Annotated in this window: 15 protein-coding genes, 2 tRNA genes and 1 pseudogene; 10 read left to right on the top strand and 8 right to left on the bottom strand. The window is 45.4% G+C overall.

Annotated elements, in window-relative coordinates:
* The first annotated feature begins 5 nt into the window (after window positions 1-5).
* The 6 genes and pseudogenes from DLE54_RS03890 to DLE54_RS03865 form a co-directional block, all read left to right on the top strand.
* Window positions 6-434: an RNA-binding S4 domain-containing protein gene (locus tag DLE54_RS03890; protein WP_110816321.1), complete on the top strand. Its 429-nt coding sequence runs from the start codon at window positions 6-8 to the stop codon at window positions 432-434.
* 185 nt (window positions 435-619) lie between these two features.
* The gene (locus tag DLE54_RS03885; RefSeq protein ID WP_110816320.1) at window positions 620-1,120 is read left to right on the top strand and encodes a low molecular weight protein-tyrosine-phosphatase; all 501 of its coding nucleotides are present in this window, start codon (window positions 620-622) and stop codon (window positions 1,118-1,120) included.
* A gap of 72 nt (window positions 1,121-1,192) precedes the next feature.
* Entirely contained in the window at window positions 1,193-2,344 is a 1,152-nt protein-coding gene (gene murB, locus DLE54_RS03880) for a UDP-N-acetylmuramate dehydrogenase (protein ID WP_110816319.1), read from the top strand.
* Window positions 2,345-2,483: 139 nt separating this feature from the next.
* The gene (locus DLE54_RS03875) at window positions 2,484-3,386 is read left to right on the top strand and encodes a YdcF family protein (protein WP_110816318.1); all 903 of its coding nucleotides are present in this window, start codon (window positions 2,484-2,486) and stop codon (window positions 3,384-3,386) included.
* Between the two features lie 227 nt (window positions 3,387-3,613).
* The gene (gene ccoS / locus DLE54_RS03870) at window positions 3,614-3,856 is read left to right on the top strand and encodes a cbb3-type cytochrome oxidase assembly protein CcoS (RefSeq protein ID WP_011960047.1); all 243 of its coding nucleotides are present in this window, start codon (window positions 3,614-3,616) and stop codon (window positions 3,854-3,856) included.
* A 51-nt stretch (window positions 3,857-3,907) separates the two neighbouring features.
* Window positions 3,908-4,711: pseudogene (locus DLE54_RS03865) on the top strand (sulfite exporter TauE/SafE family protein); the annotation flags it as partial.
* A 263-nt stretch (window positions 4,712-4,974) separates the two neighbouring features.
* On the opposite strand, the gene DLE54_RS03860 reads toward DLE54_RS03865, so the two are convergent.
* Both DLE54_RS03860 and DLE54_RS03855 read right to left on the bottom strand, forming a co-directional pair.
* Window positions 4,975-6,126 (bottom strand): DEAD/DEAH box helicase, encoded by a 1,152-nt coding sequence (locus DLE54_RS03860; RefSeq protein WP_110816316.1) that lies wholly within the window; start codon window positions 6,124-6,126, stop codon window positions 4,975-4,977.
* A 304-nt stretch (window positions 6,127-6,430) separates the two neighbouring features.
* Window positions 6,431-6,646, bottom strand: coding sequence for a cold-shock protein (locus DLE54_RS03855; protein ID WP_011960044.1), 216 nt, complete (start codon window positions 6,644-6,646; stop codon window positions 6,431-6,433).
* A 584-nt stretch (window positions 6,647-7,230) separates the two neighbouring features.
* Here DLE54_RS03855 and aroQ point away from each other — a divergent pair.
* Window positions 7,231-7,734 carry a type II 3-dehydroquinate dehydratase gene (gene aroQ, locus DLE54_RS03850; RefSeq protein ID WP_110816315.1) on the top strand — a complete coding sequence of 168 codons (504 nt, stop codon included), beginning with the start codon at window positions 7,231-7,233 and terminating at the stop codon, window positions 7,732-7,734.
* 300 nt (window positions 7,735-8,034) lie between these two features.
* Complete coding sequence (locus tag DLE54_RS03845; RefSeq protein ID WP_110816314.1) at window positions 8,035-9,333, top strand: AarF/ABC1/UbiB kinase family protein; 1,299 nt, start codon at window positions 8,035-8,037, stop codon at window positions 9,331-9,333.
* Here the strand turns inward: DLE54_RS03845 and DLE54_RS03840 are convergent.
* Entirely contained in the window at window positions 9,330-10,166 is an 837-nt protein-coding gene (locus DLE54_RS03840) for a HesA/MoeB/ThiF family protein (RefSeq protein ID WP_227535517.1), read from the bottom strand. The two genes, DLE54_RS03845 and DLE54_RS03840, sit on opposite strands and share 4 nt — an antisense overlap.
* 573 nt (window positions 10,167-10,739) lie before the next feature.
* Between DLE54_RS03840 and DLE54_RS03835 the strand changes: the two genes are divergently transcribed.
* A complete protein-coding gene (locus tag DLE54_RS03835) occupies window positions 10,740-11,969 on the top strand; it encodes an NnrS family protein (protein WP_011960040.1) in 1,230 nt (409 codons plus the stop codon).
* A 75-nt stretch (window positions 11,970-12,044) separates the two neighbouring features.
* Here DLE54_RS03835 and DLE54_RS03830 read toward each other — a convergent pair whose 3' ends face one another.
* The gene (locus DLE54_RS03830) at window positions 12,045-12,485 is read right to left on the bottom strand and encodes a CopD family protein (RefSeq protein WP_011960039.1); all 441 of its coding nucleotides are present in this window, start codon (window positions 12,483-12,485) and stop codon (window positions 12,045-12,047) included.
* Window positions 12,486-12,610: 125 nt separating this feature from the next.
* Between DLE54_RS03830 and DLE54_RS03825 the strand changes: the two genes are divergently transcribed.
* Window positions 12,611-13,138 carry an Rrf2 family transcriptional regulator gene (locus tag DLE54_RS03825; protein ID WP_011960038.1) on the top strand — a complete coding sequence of 176 codons (528 nt, stop codon included), beginning with the start codon at window positions 12,611-12,613 and terminating at the stop codon, window positions 13,136-13,138.
* A 155-nt stretch (window positions 13,139-13,293) separates the two neighbouring features.
* On the opposite strand, the gene DLE54_RS03820 is transcribed toward DLE54_RS03825, so the two are convergent.
* The 4 genes from DLE54_RS03820 to DLE54_RS03805 form a co-directional block, all read right to left on the bottom strand.
* Window positions 13,294-14,721, bottom strand: a complete 1,428-nt coding sequence (locus tag DLE54_RS03820) for an aldehyde dehydrogenase family protein (protein ID WP_110816312.1) — start codon at window positions 14,719-14,721, stop codon at window positions 13,294-13,296.
* A 324-nt stretch (window positions 14,722-15,045) separates the two neighbouring features.
* Window positions 15,046-15,122: transfer RNA gene (locus DLE54_RS03815), tRNA-Asp, on the bottom strand.
* Window positions 15,123-15,160: 38 nt separating this feature from the next.
* A tRNA-Val gene (locus tag DLE54_RS03810) sits at window positions 15,161-15,236 on the bottom strand.
* 214 nt (window positions 15,237-15,450) lie between these two features.
* Entirely contained in the window at window positions 15,451-16,620 is a 1,170-nt protein-coding gene (locus DLE54_RS03805; RefSeq protein ID WP_011960036.1) for an HlyD family efflux transporter periplasmic adaptor subunit, read from the bottom strand.
* Window positions 16,621-16,622 lie beyond the last annotated feature (2 nt).

Raw genomic sequence — 16,622 nt, 5'->3', positions numbered from 1 at the left:
TTGTTATGTCGACCTCTAAAAAACCTCATACGCATACGACTGACTTACAAAAGGTGCGCTTAGATAAATGGCTGTGGGCGGCGCGTTTTTATCGTACGCGCAGTCTTGCTAAACAGGCCATTGAGGGCGGTAAGGTGCATTTTGCAGGCAGCCGTGTTAAGACCAGCAAAGAGATTAGCATCGGTGATGAGTTAACCCTGCGCCAAGGCTCAGCCACGGCCATGACCGAAAAGACCGTCGTGGTGACAGCCTTATCCGTGCAGCGCGGTAATGCCACGGCAGCTCAAGCGCTTTACGAGGAGACCGAGGAGAGTATTAAGCGCCGCGAATATTATGCCGAGCAGCGTAAGCTTGCCAATCTTGCCCGCCCAGACACGAAGCCCAATAAAAAGCAGCGCCGAGACTTACAACGCTTTAAACATCAAGGTGACTAATCTAACGCCCCGCAGGGCAAGTTGGCTTCTTTGTCATCACCACCTATTCACTTTTTGCAGTTAAGCTTCTGCCCCTATCGTTTCTTGGTCAAGGTTGTTAGAATAGCGCCCTATTGCCGGCAGCGCTTATTTGTAAGCCCAAAGCCACGGCACCTACTTATTTATAAAAATTTAAAGGTTTTATTATGCCGATGTCAGATGCTATGCCAAAGTCTGTATTGCTAGTATGTCTTGGGAACATTTGCCGCTCGCCTACGGCTGAGGGTATCATGAGACAGCGTACCGCCATTGCTGGGCTTACGATGAAAATCGACTCTGCAGGTACGGGCGACTGGCACATTGGCAAGCACCCTGACCCCAGAGCGCAGCTGCATGCTAAGCAGCACGGCTACAACATCAGCAAGCTGGTGGCGCGTCAAGTTAGCCCACAAGATTTTATCGACTTTGACTTAATCTTAGCAATGGATGCGCAAAACCTAAAAGACTTACAAGCCATTAAAGATCAAGTGTCCCAAAGCGCCCCTACAACAAAACTGGCCGAGCTGGCCTTGATGAGTGAGGTGGACATCAGCTACCTTAAGCAAGATGTCCCAGATCCTTATTATGGCGGTAAAGAGGGCTTTGAAGAGGTCATTAAACGCCTAGAATCTTCGGTAGACGCTTGGATTGTCTCATGGCAGATGTAAGCCGTTGTTTTGTAAATATCCGCCTTATTTGATTGCCCTTTTTATTCACCCAAACTGAGTCGTAAGCTGCCTATGTGCCCCTCTTTTCACACTACCGCCTCTGTGACTACTGCCTCAAATCAGGCAGACTCTGATTTTAACTTGGCCAAGTTGATAACTGCCCCTGCCCAATTATTGGCACACAATACTATGCGCCTGTCTTGCCAAGCAATGCAGCTGATAACCCTTGAGCAAGAGGCGCAAGTTGAACCGGCTATTGCCAAGCTAAAAGAAGGTGATGCGCCGCTGTTCGTGCTCTCAGGCGGCAGTAATGTGATTCTACCCAAACAGCTACAAGCTCAAGTATTACATCCTGTGTTCAAAGGCATAGAGGTTTTGGCCGAAGATGAGCACAGCGTAAGCCTTGAGGTTATGGGCGGGGAAAACTGGCATGAGCTGGTACTCTACACCGTCAATAACGGCTGGTATGGGCTTGAAAACTTAGCCTTAATCCCAGGTCTGGTCGGTGCCTCTCCGGTACAAAACATTGGCGCTTATGGGGTGCAGCTAGAGGACTGTCTTACCCATATTAAAGCGTTTCATTTACCCACTCAAAAATGGCATGACTTTGACAAAGCGGACTGCCAATTTAATTACCGCGATAGCCTATTTAAGCAGCAAGCCGGACAATGGCTCATTACTCGCGTAGGCTTTAAACTGCACAAAGACGCCACCCAAGTTAATGCCGATTATGGTGATGTGGCCTGCCTAGCATTGAGTCTGGCTCAAGCGGATAATCGCTCAGCTATTCGCCCAATTGATGTGATGCATGCCATTATTGACATTCGTCAATCAAAGCTGCCCGACCCTGCTGTTCTCCCTAACTGTGGTAGCTTCTTTAAAAACCCCATCATCGGCACGGAGCAATTTGCACAGTTACAACATGAGTATCCTGGGATTGTTGGCTACCGCGTTGATGAGGCACATACTAAGGTGGCAGCCGGTTGGCTGATCGATACTGCCGGACTTAAAGGCCAAGGTATCAATCCGATTTTAACCCATGCCAAACAAGCCTTAGTCTTGGTCAATCACAGCACTTTGGACAGCACCACGCCTGCCTCTCAAGCGGATATTTTAGCCACTCAGCAGTTCATTCAGCGCAGCATTAAAGACAAGTTCGGTATTGAGCTTGAGCGTGAGCCAGTCTGGGTAGATGAGCAGGCCAGTTATACCGCCGCACCTTAAGTGATCAACTTTTTTTGTAGAGGATTAACCCGCCCACAAGTTGTTTTTTTCATAATTTTATCGCAATAAAACAATGGCAAATCACACCCATAACTGGCTATAATTCTTAGCTCTCTTCGACAAACCTAGTGTGGAAATCATGGGTCAGGCTTTACAGCGCAGTTTAAAGGCAGTGCAGCGAGGTATTATCGCAGTCATTATGCTGCTAATGCTAAGCGTGGCCAGCTTTTTTACCCCGCTGTTTTCGACGATAGGCCTGTGGGTATTAAATCACCTGCCTATACCTGAAGCCAATCATGCCATGCGGCCGCTGATATATGATCTAAACGCCAACCAAGCTGAGTCAGCCACTGCGCCTACGCTGCCCTTAAACTGGCGCTCAGAGCATGAGCCAACCGCCTATGTGGTACTCGGTGGTGGGCTCACTGAAGCCGATCATAAGCCCAACCGTCAAAAATCCGCCATCGCAAATAAGGGCTCAGATACCCACGTAGCCAATCGGCTGCCATCAAGTCCAGCCCAAAAAAACACCCCACAGCTTTCACCCAATAGCATTGTCTTAAATCAATACAGCCTGAATCGGATGCAGACGGTCATTTGGCATTATAAAAAAAACCCCCTGCCCATTATCTTAACAGGGGTAGAAGCACCTTGGATGCGTGACTGGCTGCTTAACTATGGCATTGATAATATCATTACCGAAAATGCCAGCATGAATACTTGCGAGAATGCCCGCTTTACTGCCAAGCGTCTTAACTTATCTGACGTTTATTTAATTACTGATGCCTATCACATGACGCGTACCCGCCGTCAATTTGCCCTCAATAACATTCATACCAGCCCGATAGTGGCGCCTTTGCCCATGCAAAAAAGCTGGCTACATCCTAAAGATAATGCGCAGCACTCACGGCGCACTTTATATGAGTTGGCCGCTTATGCCCGTGATGTATTTGCGCCACAACAAAACTGTCGCCGCGCCAGTGAAGTCAGCTTTGACACCCTACTACGTAGCCGTAAGCCTGAAGATGTCAAAGTATTTTAGCGTACGTACTCTTTGTATCATCACCAGCTGCCCCAAACCTATCCCCACAATTATGCCCTCATTTGACCGCTAACCGATATGATAAGACTTTATTTGAGTAATCTTTAAGCAAACCTCAGCACTAAGCGTCCAACAAGCGTATAATAGTTGGCTCAAAATAAGCTTCCTTTTCATCATTATAGACGCCTCATTATTAAGCGGCGCCCTATTAAAATGGAAATCTCGTTATGGTCAGTATGTATTTGTTGATACCGCTGAGCCTTATGCTGTTTGTTATTGGCATTTGGGCGGTGCGTTATGCGGTAAAATCCAACCAGTTTGAAGACTTAGATAACGAATCACAGCGGGTGATTCTCGATGACCGCCAAGAGCGACGTCAAGCACTCTCCACCCCGCCCCCTGCCAAAAAAGCACAGCCTGAACAGGTCAATAAAGCCCCCGCCGAATCTGTAGAGACCCACGATAAATAGTCTTGATGGACGCCTAGATTTTTATTCTTAATAAACTTTTGGATACGTATTATGACAACACCTTTACTTGTTGCCGCTTTGGCCATGGGTTTTTTTGGCTCTCCGCATTGCTTAGGGATGTGCGGTGGTCTTGTGACCGCTTTTGGCTTATCGATGCAGGAAGTTAGCGCCACAAAAAAGCGGATGCTTATCGTCACTTACCATTTCGGCCGATTGCTCAGTTACGCCTTTTTAGGGGTGATAGCCGGTCTTATTGGTACCACAGTTTTGGCACCTTTAATGATGGGCAACAACTTACCTAGGATTTTATTGGGGTTAGTGTTGGCATTTATCGGTCTAAATATGCTGGGCTTACCGTTTTTGAATAAGCTTGAAAAAGTGGGCATGGGCATCTGGAAAAAATTATCGCCACTGCGCCAAAAAGTATTCCCGCTGACCACCTTCCCTCGGGCGTTGGCCGCTGGTCTGCTTTGGGGCTTTTTACCTTGTGGTCTGGTATATGGCGCTCTATTGATGGCAGCGGTGGGTAATGGCGTGGCCTCAGGGGCGCTATTGATGTTCGTATTTGGCTTAGGGACTGTGCCGATGCTGGTGGCCACCCATGAGACCGTCGGCTGGCTACACAAACAGATTGGCCGCTTTCGTTTGCGTCAATTAAATGGCCTTATTATGCTGCTCTCGGGGCTGGCTGTTATCTTTATTCCTTTGACCATGCAGCATGGCGACGGTCATCATCATGGTAGTCACGCAGCGCATAGCCAACATCAAATGATGGACAGCAGCATGCCAGAGCACAGTGAACACAGTATGCATATCAACAACGCAGCCGATCATGATAGTGGGCATGAGGCTCATCACATGGCAGACATGCCCTCAGGCCACGATATGTCAGATATGTCTGATATGAATAACCATCAAAATGATAGCGCCCACCATGCTATGAATCACCAAGATATGCCCCATCATTCTTTGACAGATGAGCCGATGGATACCAGCCATGACCATCACAATATGGCAGACATGGCAGATATGGCAGATATGAGCAATCACCAACATCCGCCAGCTGAGTCAACCTCATCATCAACCCAGCCTTAATTTAAACACCTTGACTTAAAAGCTTAGCCCCACTGCTCAAGCTTTAAGTGGCGGTCTAAATGCGCTTCAATGGCCGGCAGGTTAAAGGCATCATCTTCACTAACAAAGCTGATACTGATGCCTTTTTGGCCGGCCCGCCCAGTACGGCCGATGCGATGTACATAATCATCGGGCTGATCCGGTAAGGTGTAATTGACCACATGGCTGATGTCATCAACATGAATGCCACGTCCCGCCACATCAGTCGCCACAAGTACCTTAGCATTGCCATTTTTAAATTTATCCAAGTAACGCTCACGCTTGGCTTGATCCACATCACCTGAAAGCATCACCACATTGTGATCCGCGCTTAACTTGGTATATAAGCGTTTTACCTGATCCTTGCGATTGGCAAATACGATCACCTTTTTTGTTTCAGGCTGCGCCAAAATCTGGGTCAATGCTTGATGTTTATCGGCTTCGGTCAACAGATAAAAATGCTGCTCAACCAAATCACTGGTCTTATGCTCAGGCTCAATCTCTACGAACACCGGATTCATAAGCCATTGATACGCTAGATTCATCACATCTTGGTTAAAGGTGGCCGAAAACAGCAGGCTTTGACGATCGGTGTTGGGCGGCATATAACGCATCAAACGCTTAATATCTGGAATAAAACCCATATCTAGCATACGATCGGCTTCATCTAAGACAAAGGCTTCAATACGATCTAAAAACACATGGCCTTTGTAAATTAAGTCAATCAAGCGCCCGGGGGTGGCAATCAAAATATCGGTATAGCTTTTATCTAGCGCGGCAATCTGCTTATCATAATCAATCCCACCCATCACGCACACACTGTGTAAGCTGGTGTGTTTAGTCAAGGCAATGGCATCGTCATAGATCTGATTGGCCAACTCTCGAGTGGGTGCCAAAATCAGCGCTCTTGGCTCGCCAATATAACGCATTTCATCATCTGCAAATGGGCGCTTTAGTAATGCCTCAATAATAGTAATTAAAAAAGTGGCTGTCTTACCTGTTCCGGTTTGTGCCTGACCAATGGCATCTTGCCCAGCTAACGTATGCGGTAAAATCTGCGCTTGGATACCGGTCAACTCGGTAAAACCTAAGTCATTGACTGAGCGTAAGATACTGTCACTTAAGGACAAATCAGCAAAGGTAATAAACTCATCCATTAAACTTCCTTAATCTTTGTGGGTTAATATTATCTTTATCTATTATAGGCTATTGACCCAATTATTGCCCATCCTAATCCTAAGCACCGTAACAATCGTTCTATGTTAACCATACATCTGCTGTTGCTGGCACAACTATCACAAACAAAAAAAAGCCAACATAACAAATCCTACGCTGCACGGCGGCTATAAGATTTGGCATATTGGCTGTGTAACTTATAAAGCGTTTGATAAAAGCGGGAAAGCATTTGATAAAAGTGGGGCTTACCAGCTTAATCTCACAAACGCTTCATCGGCATTTGAATTAAGCGTCTACTTTAGTAACTTCTTCAGCTTGTAAGCCTTTTTCACCTTCAGTTACGATAAATTCAACTTTTTGGCCGTCTTGAAGTGAACGGTAGCCGTCACCTTGGATAGCGCGGAAATGAACGAAGATATCTTCACCGCTTTCACGTTGAATAAAGCCAAAGCCTTTTGCATCATTAAACCACTTAACAGTACCTTGCTCACGAGCTGACATAATCTACTTCCTAAAACTTAATTAACAAAACTTCAATTTAACCCCAATTAAAGCATATAAGCTGAAGCCTGAAATGCTAACACTGGGTATAAGAAGTGGCTCTTGACCACTTAATAACAAAGCCGATGTACTATATTGCTCATTAAACGATAATTTGCCTTTAAAAACAGGCTTTTCTCATCTCTGTAACACTACAGACATGTTTGTTATCTAAAACTAATCATAGCACGCCCTTTTATTAACACAAAGTGTTTTAACATAACTTTCACACTATCTGCGCAAAATTTTTATCTAACTTTTACGCCAAGTCTTTAATTATCTAGGGTTAAGCCCTATTAATATCTACTTAATAGGTGTGCTATTATAGCTGTATAGGCGCCTATTTTGAGGCAAAATCGAGTAAACGCCCAGTTAAAAGCCTACTTTTAGTATTGATATAAGAAATAATGACTATCACTTTTTAAAATCTCTTAAAATGCCATATGATAACTATTGGCCTTTATAGGTTCGCCTATGGCGCTTTACTCGATGTGATCAGATATCCTCTAAATAACAGAAAAATAAATAACGGAAAAAAACACTTTATGTCGCACTCCCCTTCCACAGCCGCTAGTCCTAAGCTTTTTCAGCACCGCCGTATTTTGCTGATTAATGGACCCAATCTAAATTTGCTCGGTCTGCGTGAGCCGCACATTTATGGCCACACCACCTTACAAGATATTGAACAGCGCTTAACGGCGACTGCTCATGCTCAAAATATTGAGCTGATTAGTATTCAGTCAAACCATGAAGGCGAGCTGGTCGATGCCGTTCAACATCACGGTATTTTAGCGGACGCTGAAGACTTAATTGATGCAGTAATTATCAATCCTGCGGCATTTACCCACACTTCCGTTGCGCTGCGTGATGCGCTACTTGGTATAAACAAACCTTTTATCGAGGTGCATTTATCCAATATCCACAGCCGTGAGCCCTTTAGAAGCCACTCGTATTTTAGCGACAAAGCGGTCGGTGTTATCTGCGGCTTAGGCCATCTGGGTTATGACATGGCACTGAGCTATTTATTGCAGCAAGATGAAGATAAATAATCACACCATCGAGCCGTTTAAGCACAGCTAATGACCTAAACCTAGGTCACCGCCTCAACGTAGACCACGCTTTATGCTTAGCTCACCCTTTAAGCGGTTACCAAAATAACTTACCCACGAGCAACATAGGACAGTCATCGCCATTTAATACCTCAAAATGACACTGACAAACTACCGGTTTCGCTTATAATAGGCTTCAAAACAAACAATATATCATTGGGCTCGGCTCATAACAGTGAGCCTAACTTCTCACTTGTCCCCCTTTAGACATCCCTTTTAAGGGTTAAGGCATTGCAAACTATGACATCATCAAGCAAACGGTTTATGAAGCTTGCCGGTATGACCGCAAGTATCGCTGGAAAGGCGGCTAAAAACTCGTTTAAAAGTCTCTCTAGTGATGAAAATAAGCGCGCAGAAGCCCGCTCGCAAATGCTACAAGATGTCGGCATCCAAATTGCTGACACCTTAGGAGAGATGAAAGGGGCGGTGATGAAAGTGGGGCAAATTGCCTCACAGTACAAAGAAGTCTTTCCCCCCGAGGTGGCCGCAGCACTAGAGAAGCTGCAAAATGACGCGCCTGCCATGCCCTATTCGCAAATTAAGTCACAAGTTGAGCGTGAGCTTAACATGCCAATTGAGCAGGCCTATGAGCACTTTGAAGAGCAGCCCTTTGCTGCGGCCTCCATCGGCCAAGTTCACAAGGCCATTTTACCCACAGGTCAACACGTTGTGGTCAAAGTGCAGTATCCTGATGTCGATAAAAACTGCGATAGCGACCTTAAACAGGTCAGAATGGCACTGAAAATGACTGGTGTGCTCAGCATGGGCAAAGAGCTACAAGATCAAATTTTCAATGAAATACGTGATACGCTAAAAGATGAGCTAGATTACATCAAAGAGGCACAAAACTTGGCTATTTTTGCCGCTTTTCATGCCGATGATCCAGGTTTAATTATTCCCAAAGTGATAAAAAGCCACTCGACACGGCGCATCCTAACCTTGACCGAGGAGCTTGGTGAGCCATTAAGCGTAGCTGCTGGCTGGGACAATGAGGTAAAACAAAAGATTGCCACAAGACTGTTTCATTTTAGCGCCGGACAAATCTTTGAGCTGTATCGCATGCACTGTGATCCACATCCTGGCAACTTCGCTTTTCGTCCTGATGGCAGCGTGATTGCTTATGATTTTGGTGGGATTCGTACGTACAGTGATGCTGAGATTCAGCTGTTTAGACGCTTTGCTAAGCATGCTCTAAAAGGTGATGTGACCGCGCTTGAGCAAGACTTAATTGCTCTAGATATTCGCCGAGTCGATGAGGTGCTGGTACCAGGCAGCTTTTATCAAAAGTGGCTAGAGATTGGGTTAAAACCCCTATCTATTGCTCCCTATCATAGCGGACCCTTTGATTTTGGTAGCAGCCAAGTTCATCACGAGGCCATCTCTCAAGCCAAGCAGGGGCTTAAATACTTCAAACAATTTCAGCCCTCAGCTTCTACCATGATGATAGACCGTACGGTTTCGGGCCAATACTGGAACTTGGTTAATCTTGGCGTAGAGATTGACTTAAGCCCTCTGGTTAAGCACTACATCGATTATTAAATGTCATAAGGCTTGGCACATACCTCACACTGCTTGTCTTGGCGGTAATGCAGCTTGTGCTGCGTCATATGAATACCCTCCCAGATGAGCAGCTGACCTGCCAGCGGGTTTTTGCCCCGCCCTAAATACTGTAAGGCGGCATTGGCCTGCAAATTACCCATAATAGTGGTGGTACTGGCGAGCACCCCAGAATTGGCACAGCTCTGGGTATCACTTGTTTCTGATTGCTCTAAGCTGCCTAAGGTTTCACCAAATACGCAGTGATAGCAGCCACTTTTCTGAGCCGGCTCATACAAAGCCAATTGTCCAGACATACCAATGGCTGAGGCGGATAATAATGGCAGGCGCTCCTTGACACTCACCCGATTTAATATGTCGCGCGCGCTAAAATTATCGGTACAGTCTAGCAATAAATAAGGGCCGCTTGCCGCTTGGGCTTGCTCAATAAGCAATAGCTGCTTGGCATTATCTTCCTGTAACCGCTCAGTGGCATAACTGAGTTTTACAAAAGGGTTGATGTGCGACAATGCTTGGCAAGCAGTTTTGGCCTTACTTTTCCCAATATCCTCTGCGGTAAATAAGGTTTGCCGTTGTAGGTTACTGGCCTCAATCACATCATCATCGATAAGATGAATCGCACCGATACCTGCGCGTGCCAAAGTCTCAGACACTGGGCAGCCAAGTCCGCCTGCACCTAAAATCACTACCGTACTGGCTTTTAATCTTTCTTGGGCCTCAATATCCCAGCTTTCAAGTAGAATTTGGCGTGAATAACGCATCAGCTCTGCATCGCTTAAATTCATATCCATTGCGCCCCTCTTATCTTGTGCCATATCTGATCTCTTTTTTACCCACGCCGTGGGTATGTATTATCGATTAAAGGGCCATTATAACACCTTACCAAAACTGGATAATCGGCCTTTAGACATCGGATTAAATACCCAGTAGATAAACACCCATTTGATAATAATTATCATTTACTTTAAAGGTAATTTGTCCTATAATATTGCCTTTACCGCCGGTCTTTTAATTTATTAATAACCCGCTGTAAAAAACAGGTAACCTTTTGATTTTATAATGGTTAACTCAAACAAAATAATAATAATAAAATAATAATCGCCTTTCTCCACCCCCTCTATCATCCCTAGTCTTGATAGAGGGTTTTCTTTTTTATGTTGTCCTAACTCCAAGCTTAGATCCAAGCTTATCTTGCAACCATCCAAAGCTTAAATTTTCAGCTATCCATTGCGCAGATAAACCGCTATAATAAAACATTCATTATAAATACATCTTTTGTTATTATGGCTCAATGCTTCAGTTGTTTACACCTTATCTGCCCATAGATAACTGTATTTTTTTGGTGTTAGCCTGCTGTCTTTGAGAAATTCCACCTAACGAGGCGCCCTATGCTTCAGATTCAATCTCCCAATCAACGTCCCAGCTCACCTTTGGCTATTTTAAACCTAGGCTTTCGCATTTTTTTTGTTGGTGGCAGTGTGTTTGCCATTATTACCATGCTGCTGTGGATGCTTATGTTCACAGGCCACAGCTCAATGCAGACAGCAGATATTAATCCGCTTTATTGGCATGCCCATGAAATGCTCTATGGCTATGCCATGGCCATTATTGCTGGATTTTTGCTGACTGCGGTTAAGACTTGGACCGGCATAATGATGCCTTATGGCTACCGCTTGGGCGTCATCTTTGGCTTTTGGTTGCTGGCGCGTATTGGCTGGTCAGCTGTAGGCTTGGCAGGTAATGAGACTGTCTGGCTCACCCTAGCCATAGTTGGTGATATGGGATTTATGCTGCTTAGTGCATATGCCGTTATCAAGGCTGTGCTTGCGGTTAAGCAGTACAAACAAATGGGTATTGTCTCAAAGCTTGTGCTGCTTACCTTAGGTAATATGCTTTGCTACTGGAGCATTTTTAGTGGCGAACAAAGCTATTTTCGAGTCGGAATTTATTTGGGCCTCTATTTAGTCATGGGTATTGTGCTCACCATTGGCCGACGTGTGGTGCCATTTTTTATTGAACGTGGCTTAAGCTTCGATAGCGATCAAGAGGTTAAGGTAAAAAACAGCAAACTACTAGATGGGCTCAGTCTTGGCTCATTCTTAATATTTATGTTGGCCGATATTTTCTACCCTCAACCTTATCTCATCAGTATTTCAGCGGCTGTGGTGGCTTTGGTTAATGGTGTCCGTCTTATAGGCTGGTATCAGCCTAGAATATGGCAAAAGCCGCTATTGTGGTCACTATTTGTGGCTTTTTTGGGCATGTGCCTAAGCTTTGTCTTATTTGCAGTGCAGCCTTGGCTCAACTTTGCGCACAGCATTGCGGTGCACGCTTTGGCTTTATCAGGTGTTGGCATGATGACGGTGTCGATGATGTCTCGAGTGTCGTTAGGTCATACAGGGCGTAGCATTCATACTCCGCCAAAGACCGTCAACTTTATCTTTATCCTGATGGTATTTGCCTTCATCTTTCGGGTTGTGATGCCCCTTGTGGCACTGGAGTATTATTTAACATGGGTTATACTGGCCCAAAGTGCTTGGATAGCTTGCTTTGTACTGTTTGGCATCAGCTACTGGCCAATACTGGCCAAGCAAAGAGAAGATGGACTGTTTGGGTAATAGAAGTCAATACTCAATTAGAGGTATAATAGCTTAGTGATTACGACACATCCATTGAGTAAATAGAGCTGCTGCTTAGCCAAGACCGGTACGAAATAAAGAGCCGACTATCACAAAACAGACACCAAGCAAGGTGACCGCCACGATATGCAGAGCAAAAAAGTTAAGCCGCGCCGCAGTTAATTGCGGAATGACCCGAAAGCGGGCATGCAGCGCCACCAATAGGGTTAGCAATAGTAAGGTTAGCTTGATACTGACCAGTAGGCCAATGTCATTACGGGTATCAAACCACATTGACACATCTGGTAGCATCTTATGTATCATCGCTACGCCGGTGAGCGCCTGTAATACAAAAGCGGGCATACCTATTTTTTCGAACTGCGCTTCAAAGGCCATCAGTGCGCCAAGCTCTTTATTACGTAAAGCTTGGGGCAAGATCACCAACGATAAGATTAAGTGGCCGCCTGTCCAGACAGTAGCACCCAGTAGATGTGCAATTAATAGGTAATTTAGCATATCGCCCCCTTGCTTAGGGTTTTAGAATAATTTTAGATTCGCCAACATAATTATAACAGCTATCGCAGCGGCACTGACAAAACAAGTTATCCTGCTGCTTTACGTTAACTTAAGGGGTAAAATTAATGCGCCTCACCAATTATAGTGACTACGCTCTACGTACACTGATGTATTTGGCGGTCATTCCCGACCGCAATACCCTAGCCACTATTACGGATATTGCCAACAGCTACCAAATCTCGCGCAGCCACTTGACCAAAATCATTCATCAATTGGCGCAAATTGGCTATATTGAAAGTATCCGTGGCAAAAATGGCGGTATTCGTCTGGCCAAAGCCGCCCAAGACATCAACTTAGGAGAAGTCATTCGCCAAACTGAGCCTGATTTTCATGTGGTGCCCTGTTTTCCTGCGCCCGGCTGTGATGCCCAAAGCCGCAGTAACTCAAAGAGCAAAGCGCAACCTAAGCCTGCAGATTACTGCGCCATCACCCCTGTTTGTAAGCTAAAGTCTGTTTTTGCGGAAGCCACTGGGGCATTTTTGAAGGTCATGGATAACTACACTTTGGCTGATATTGTGGCCAATGAAGAGGCGCTGTGGCAGATTTTAAAGTTTCATACCGGCACAGTAGCATCGACTCAAGCCATAAATTAACGATAAGTCGCCGCTAAACAAGATATCACATCTCATTTATCGCCAAGCTCCGCAGCACTAAATAGTGCCAAACCTCATAAACAACAGCCCCATCTATTGATGGGGCTGTTGTTTGTGTTGACCGCATTTAAGCATCAGCATTAAAGCCTATAGATTTAGTCTTTAACAACCATCAATCTAAGCTCAGTCATGTCCTCTAAGGCATATTTCACCCCTTCTCGACCAAAGCCTGAGTCTTTTACCCCGCCATAAGGCATATTATCGACTCGGAAAGTGGGCACATCATTGATAATCACGCCGCCCGCCTCTAGGGTATCCCAGGCCTGCAAGGCTTTATTGATATTGCTACTGTACACACCCACTTGTAGGCCAAAACGGGTATCATTGGCCAGCGCCATCCCTTTTTCAAAGTCCTCATAGGACTCTAAAATCATCACCGGACCAAAGGCTTCATCTTTATAAAGCTTGGCCTCGTGGCTGACATTCTCAAGAATGGTCGCCTCCATCACCAAGCCCTTGGTTTCACCACCGCACAAGATGGTCGCGCCAGCATCAACCGCTTCTTTCACCCACTGTTGAATACGCTCAAGCTCTCCTTTATCAATCATAGGGCCTACCACCACATCAGCCTCACTGGGGTCACCTGATTTGACTTGTTTGGCAAGCTCAACTAATTTATCTTTTACAGAGGCATAAATATCTTGGTGAATGAGTACCCGCTGTACACTAATACAGACCTGACCGGCCTGGCTATAGCCTCCAGTGATAATCCGTGGCAGTGCCTTATCGAGATCTGCGTCAGGCTCTACCATCACAGCCGCGTTACCGCCGAGCTCGAGCACGACTTTTTTCTTACCGGCGCGCGCCTTCATATCCCAGCCCACTTTATCAGAGCCGGTAAAAGAGAGCAGCTTAATACGCTCATCAGTGACTAATTTGTCCGCTATCTTCGATGACATGGGCATAATAGAAAACGCCCCTTCAGGCAGCTCAGTTTGCGCCAACACCTCAGCGATCAATAAAGCACCAATGGGGGTATAGCTGGCCGGCTTTAAGATAAACGGACAGCCGGCCGCAATGGCAGGCGCTATCTTATGTGCCACTAAGTTTAACGGAAAATTAAAGGGGGAAATAAAGCCACACAGTCCGATAGGCACTCTTTTGGTAAAGCCGCGATAGCCGGCACTGGCCTCGGTCACATCTAAGGGAATGACCTCACCTTCTGGCATAGTGGTGACCGCATCTGCAGCGAACTGAAAGGTCGCAATTAAGCGCTTAACTTCTGCTTTGGCCGCCGCTTCTGGCTTACCGCCTTCGGCAATTAGCGCTTCAGTAAATTCATCAAATCTTTGAGTAAACTTGGCCACACAGTCCAGCAAAATACGCTGCTTTTGATAAGGCTTTAAGGCTTGCATCTCAGGAACTGCTTTAATCCCTGCGGCAATGGCCTCCTCTAATAGTGCTTCATCGGCACGGGCCACCTCAGCGACAGGCTCTTGACTGTATTTATTAATCACTTCAAGCGCATCATCGCTGCCTTCGTGGGCTTTATTGGCTAAATATAAAGGGTAAAAATGCTGCATACATCACCTATGGTTTATTTTTTGAATTTTGTTATTAGATCGGGTTATTAGATTGGGGTTAGCATGTTATATGTGTTTTATAGAATAGAGAATGCATAGCCGCGATACCATTATTTTTTGTTATTGATTTTATAAGAGATGTTGTTAGGCGACTAAATGCGGTCTAGTAGATTGTGCGGAGCCCTTAACTTACACTGCGACCATTAACTAGCAAAACGTGAGGTTTAGCATGTCCTTTTTTTAGACACAAAAAAACCTCAAGTATAAATACTTGAGGTTGAAACTTTTGTGCTTAACTAAAAAAGTTAACTAAGTTTTAAAATATGGCGCAGCGGACGGGACTCGAACCCGCGACCCCCGGCGTGACAGGCCGGTATTCTAACCAACTGAACTACCGCTGCTTAGGTCGATTAGTAAGTTTAAACACTAACTAATATAGTGGTGGGTGATGACGGATTCGAACCGCCGACATTCTGCGTGTAAGGCAGACGCTCTACCAACTGAGCTAATCACCCTCGCTCTGTGGATGTGTATTATATACATTTAAGACAGCGTGTCAAACTTTTTTTGCAAAAAAAATAAAATGATTTCAAAAGCTTTGCCACAACAAAGAAGATGAGCCGCCAGATAATAACTTTGTCCACGCCTCTTATGCTACTCACTCACCTGCCTGTATCGCAGATACGATACCGTAGATGAGCAAGTACAATCAGAAACTCTAAGCGGTGGTTAGCGCTCACCTAACCCCTCAGATAAGGTTTTGGTAATGGGTTTGGTTAAGTATGACAATACACTGCGCTCCATGGCCTTTATATCCACACTGGCGGTCATACCGGGCTTGATGACAATCTCATCGCCGCGGCCAGCAAACTCAGCTTTACCAATCTTAATCAGCACTCGGTAATAAGGCTCATCACCTTTTGGGGTTTTTTCTAGCAAGGTATCTGGGCTAATATAGGTAACCGTACCACGCATGGCCCCGAAGATTGAGAAGTCATAGGCATCAAGTTTTACTGAAGCTACCTGCCCTTCTTGAACATAAGCGATATCTGCTGGGCTAACCTTTGCCTCTACAATCAAGTCGCTACTGGTAGGGAGCAGCTCCATAATCACCTCACCTGGCTTAACCACACCACCGATGGTGGTGATGTTAATATTATTCACCTTACCATCTTGAGGCGATAGCAGGCGCTTCTCTTGTAGCACTTGACTGCGATCTCGTAACTGCTCTAGCTCTGCATCTAAATCTTCTTGCGCTTTGGTCATTTCGGCCTGAGCATCTTCGAAGTATTTGTTACGCTTGTTATTAATTTGTGCCTTAATATCAGCAACTTGACGACGCAGCTTAATAACATCTGCCTGACTGACGTCTCCATAAGCCAATAACGGCTCATTCATATCCAGCTCTTTTTGTGCCAGCACCAGCATATCCTCTAAGGAAGAAACCTCTTCATTGATAGCCTGTCTGCGACGATTATAAAGTTGAGTTTGGTTCTCTACATATTCTGGGTATTTGCGTACATTGTCTGGAAATCTCAAAGGCCGATCAAAAATTTCAGCATTTAAACGGGCTAACTGAGCCTCTAAAGCTGCAGATTTAGAGGCCGAGCTGTCAAAGGCGGCTTGTGCACGCTCCTCTTCTAATACCACAAGCAGCTGACCTTTTTTGACATCATCGCCTTCTGATACCAAAATCTGAGTTAACACGCCACCATCTGAAGCTTGAACCTCCTGAGTACGGGCACTGGCTATTACTGTGGCCTTTGCACGGGTAACTTGGTCAATTTTTGCAAAATAAGCCCATACCAATAACACCGTGATACCAATCAAGGCAATCCAGATACTAAGGCGAGCACCGCCAACTTTGGGCTTAGTGGGGGTATATTGATAATCAGACATGC

The organism is Psychrobacter sp. YP14 (assembly GCF_003209315.1).
GTDB lineage: Bacteria > Pseudomonadota > Gammaproteobacteria > Pseudomonadales > Moraxellaceae > Psychrobacter > Psychrobacter raelei.
Note: the sequence above shows the minus strand (reverse complement) of the source record. Positions and strands in the feature narration are given on the sequence as shown.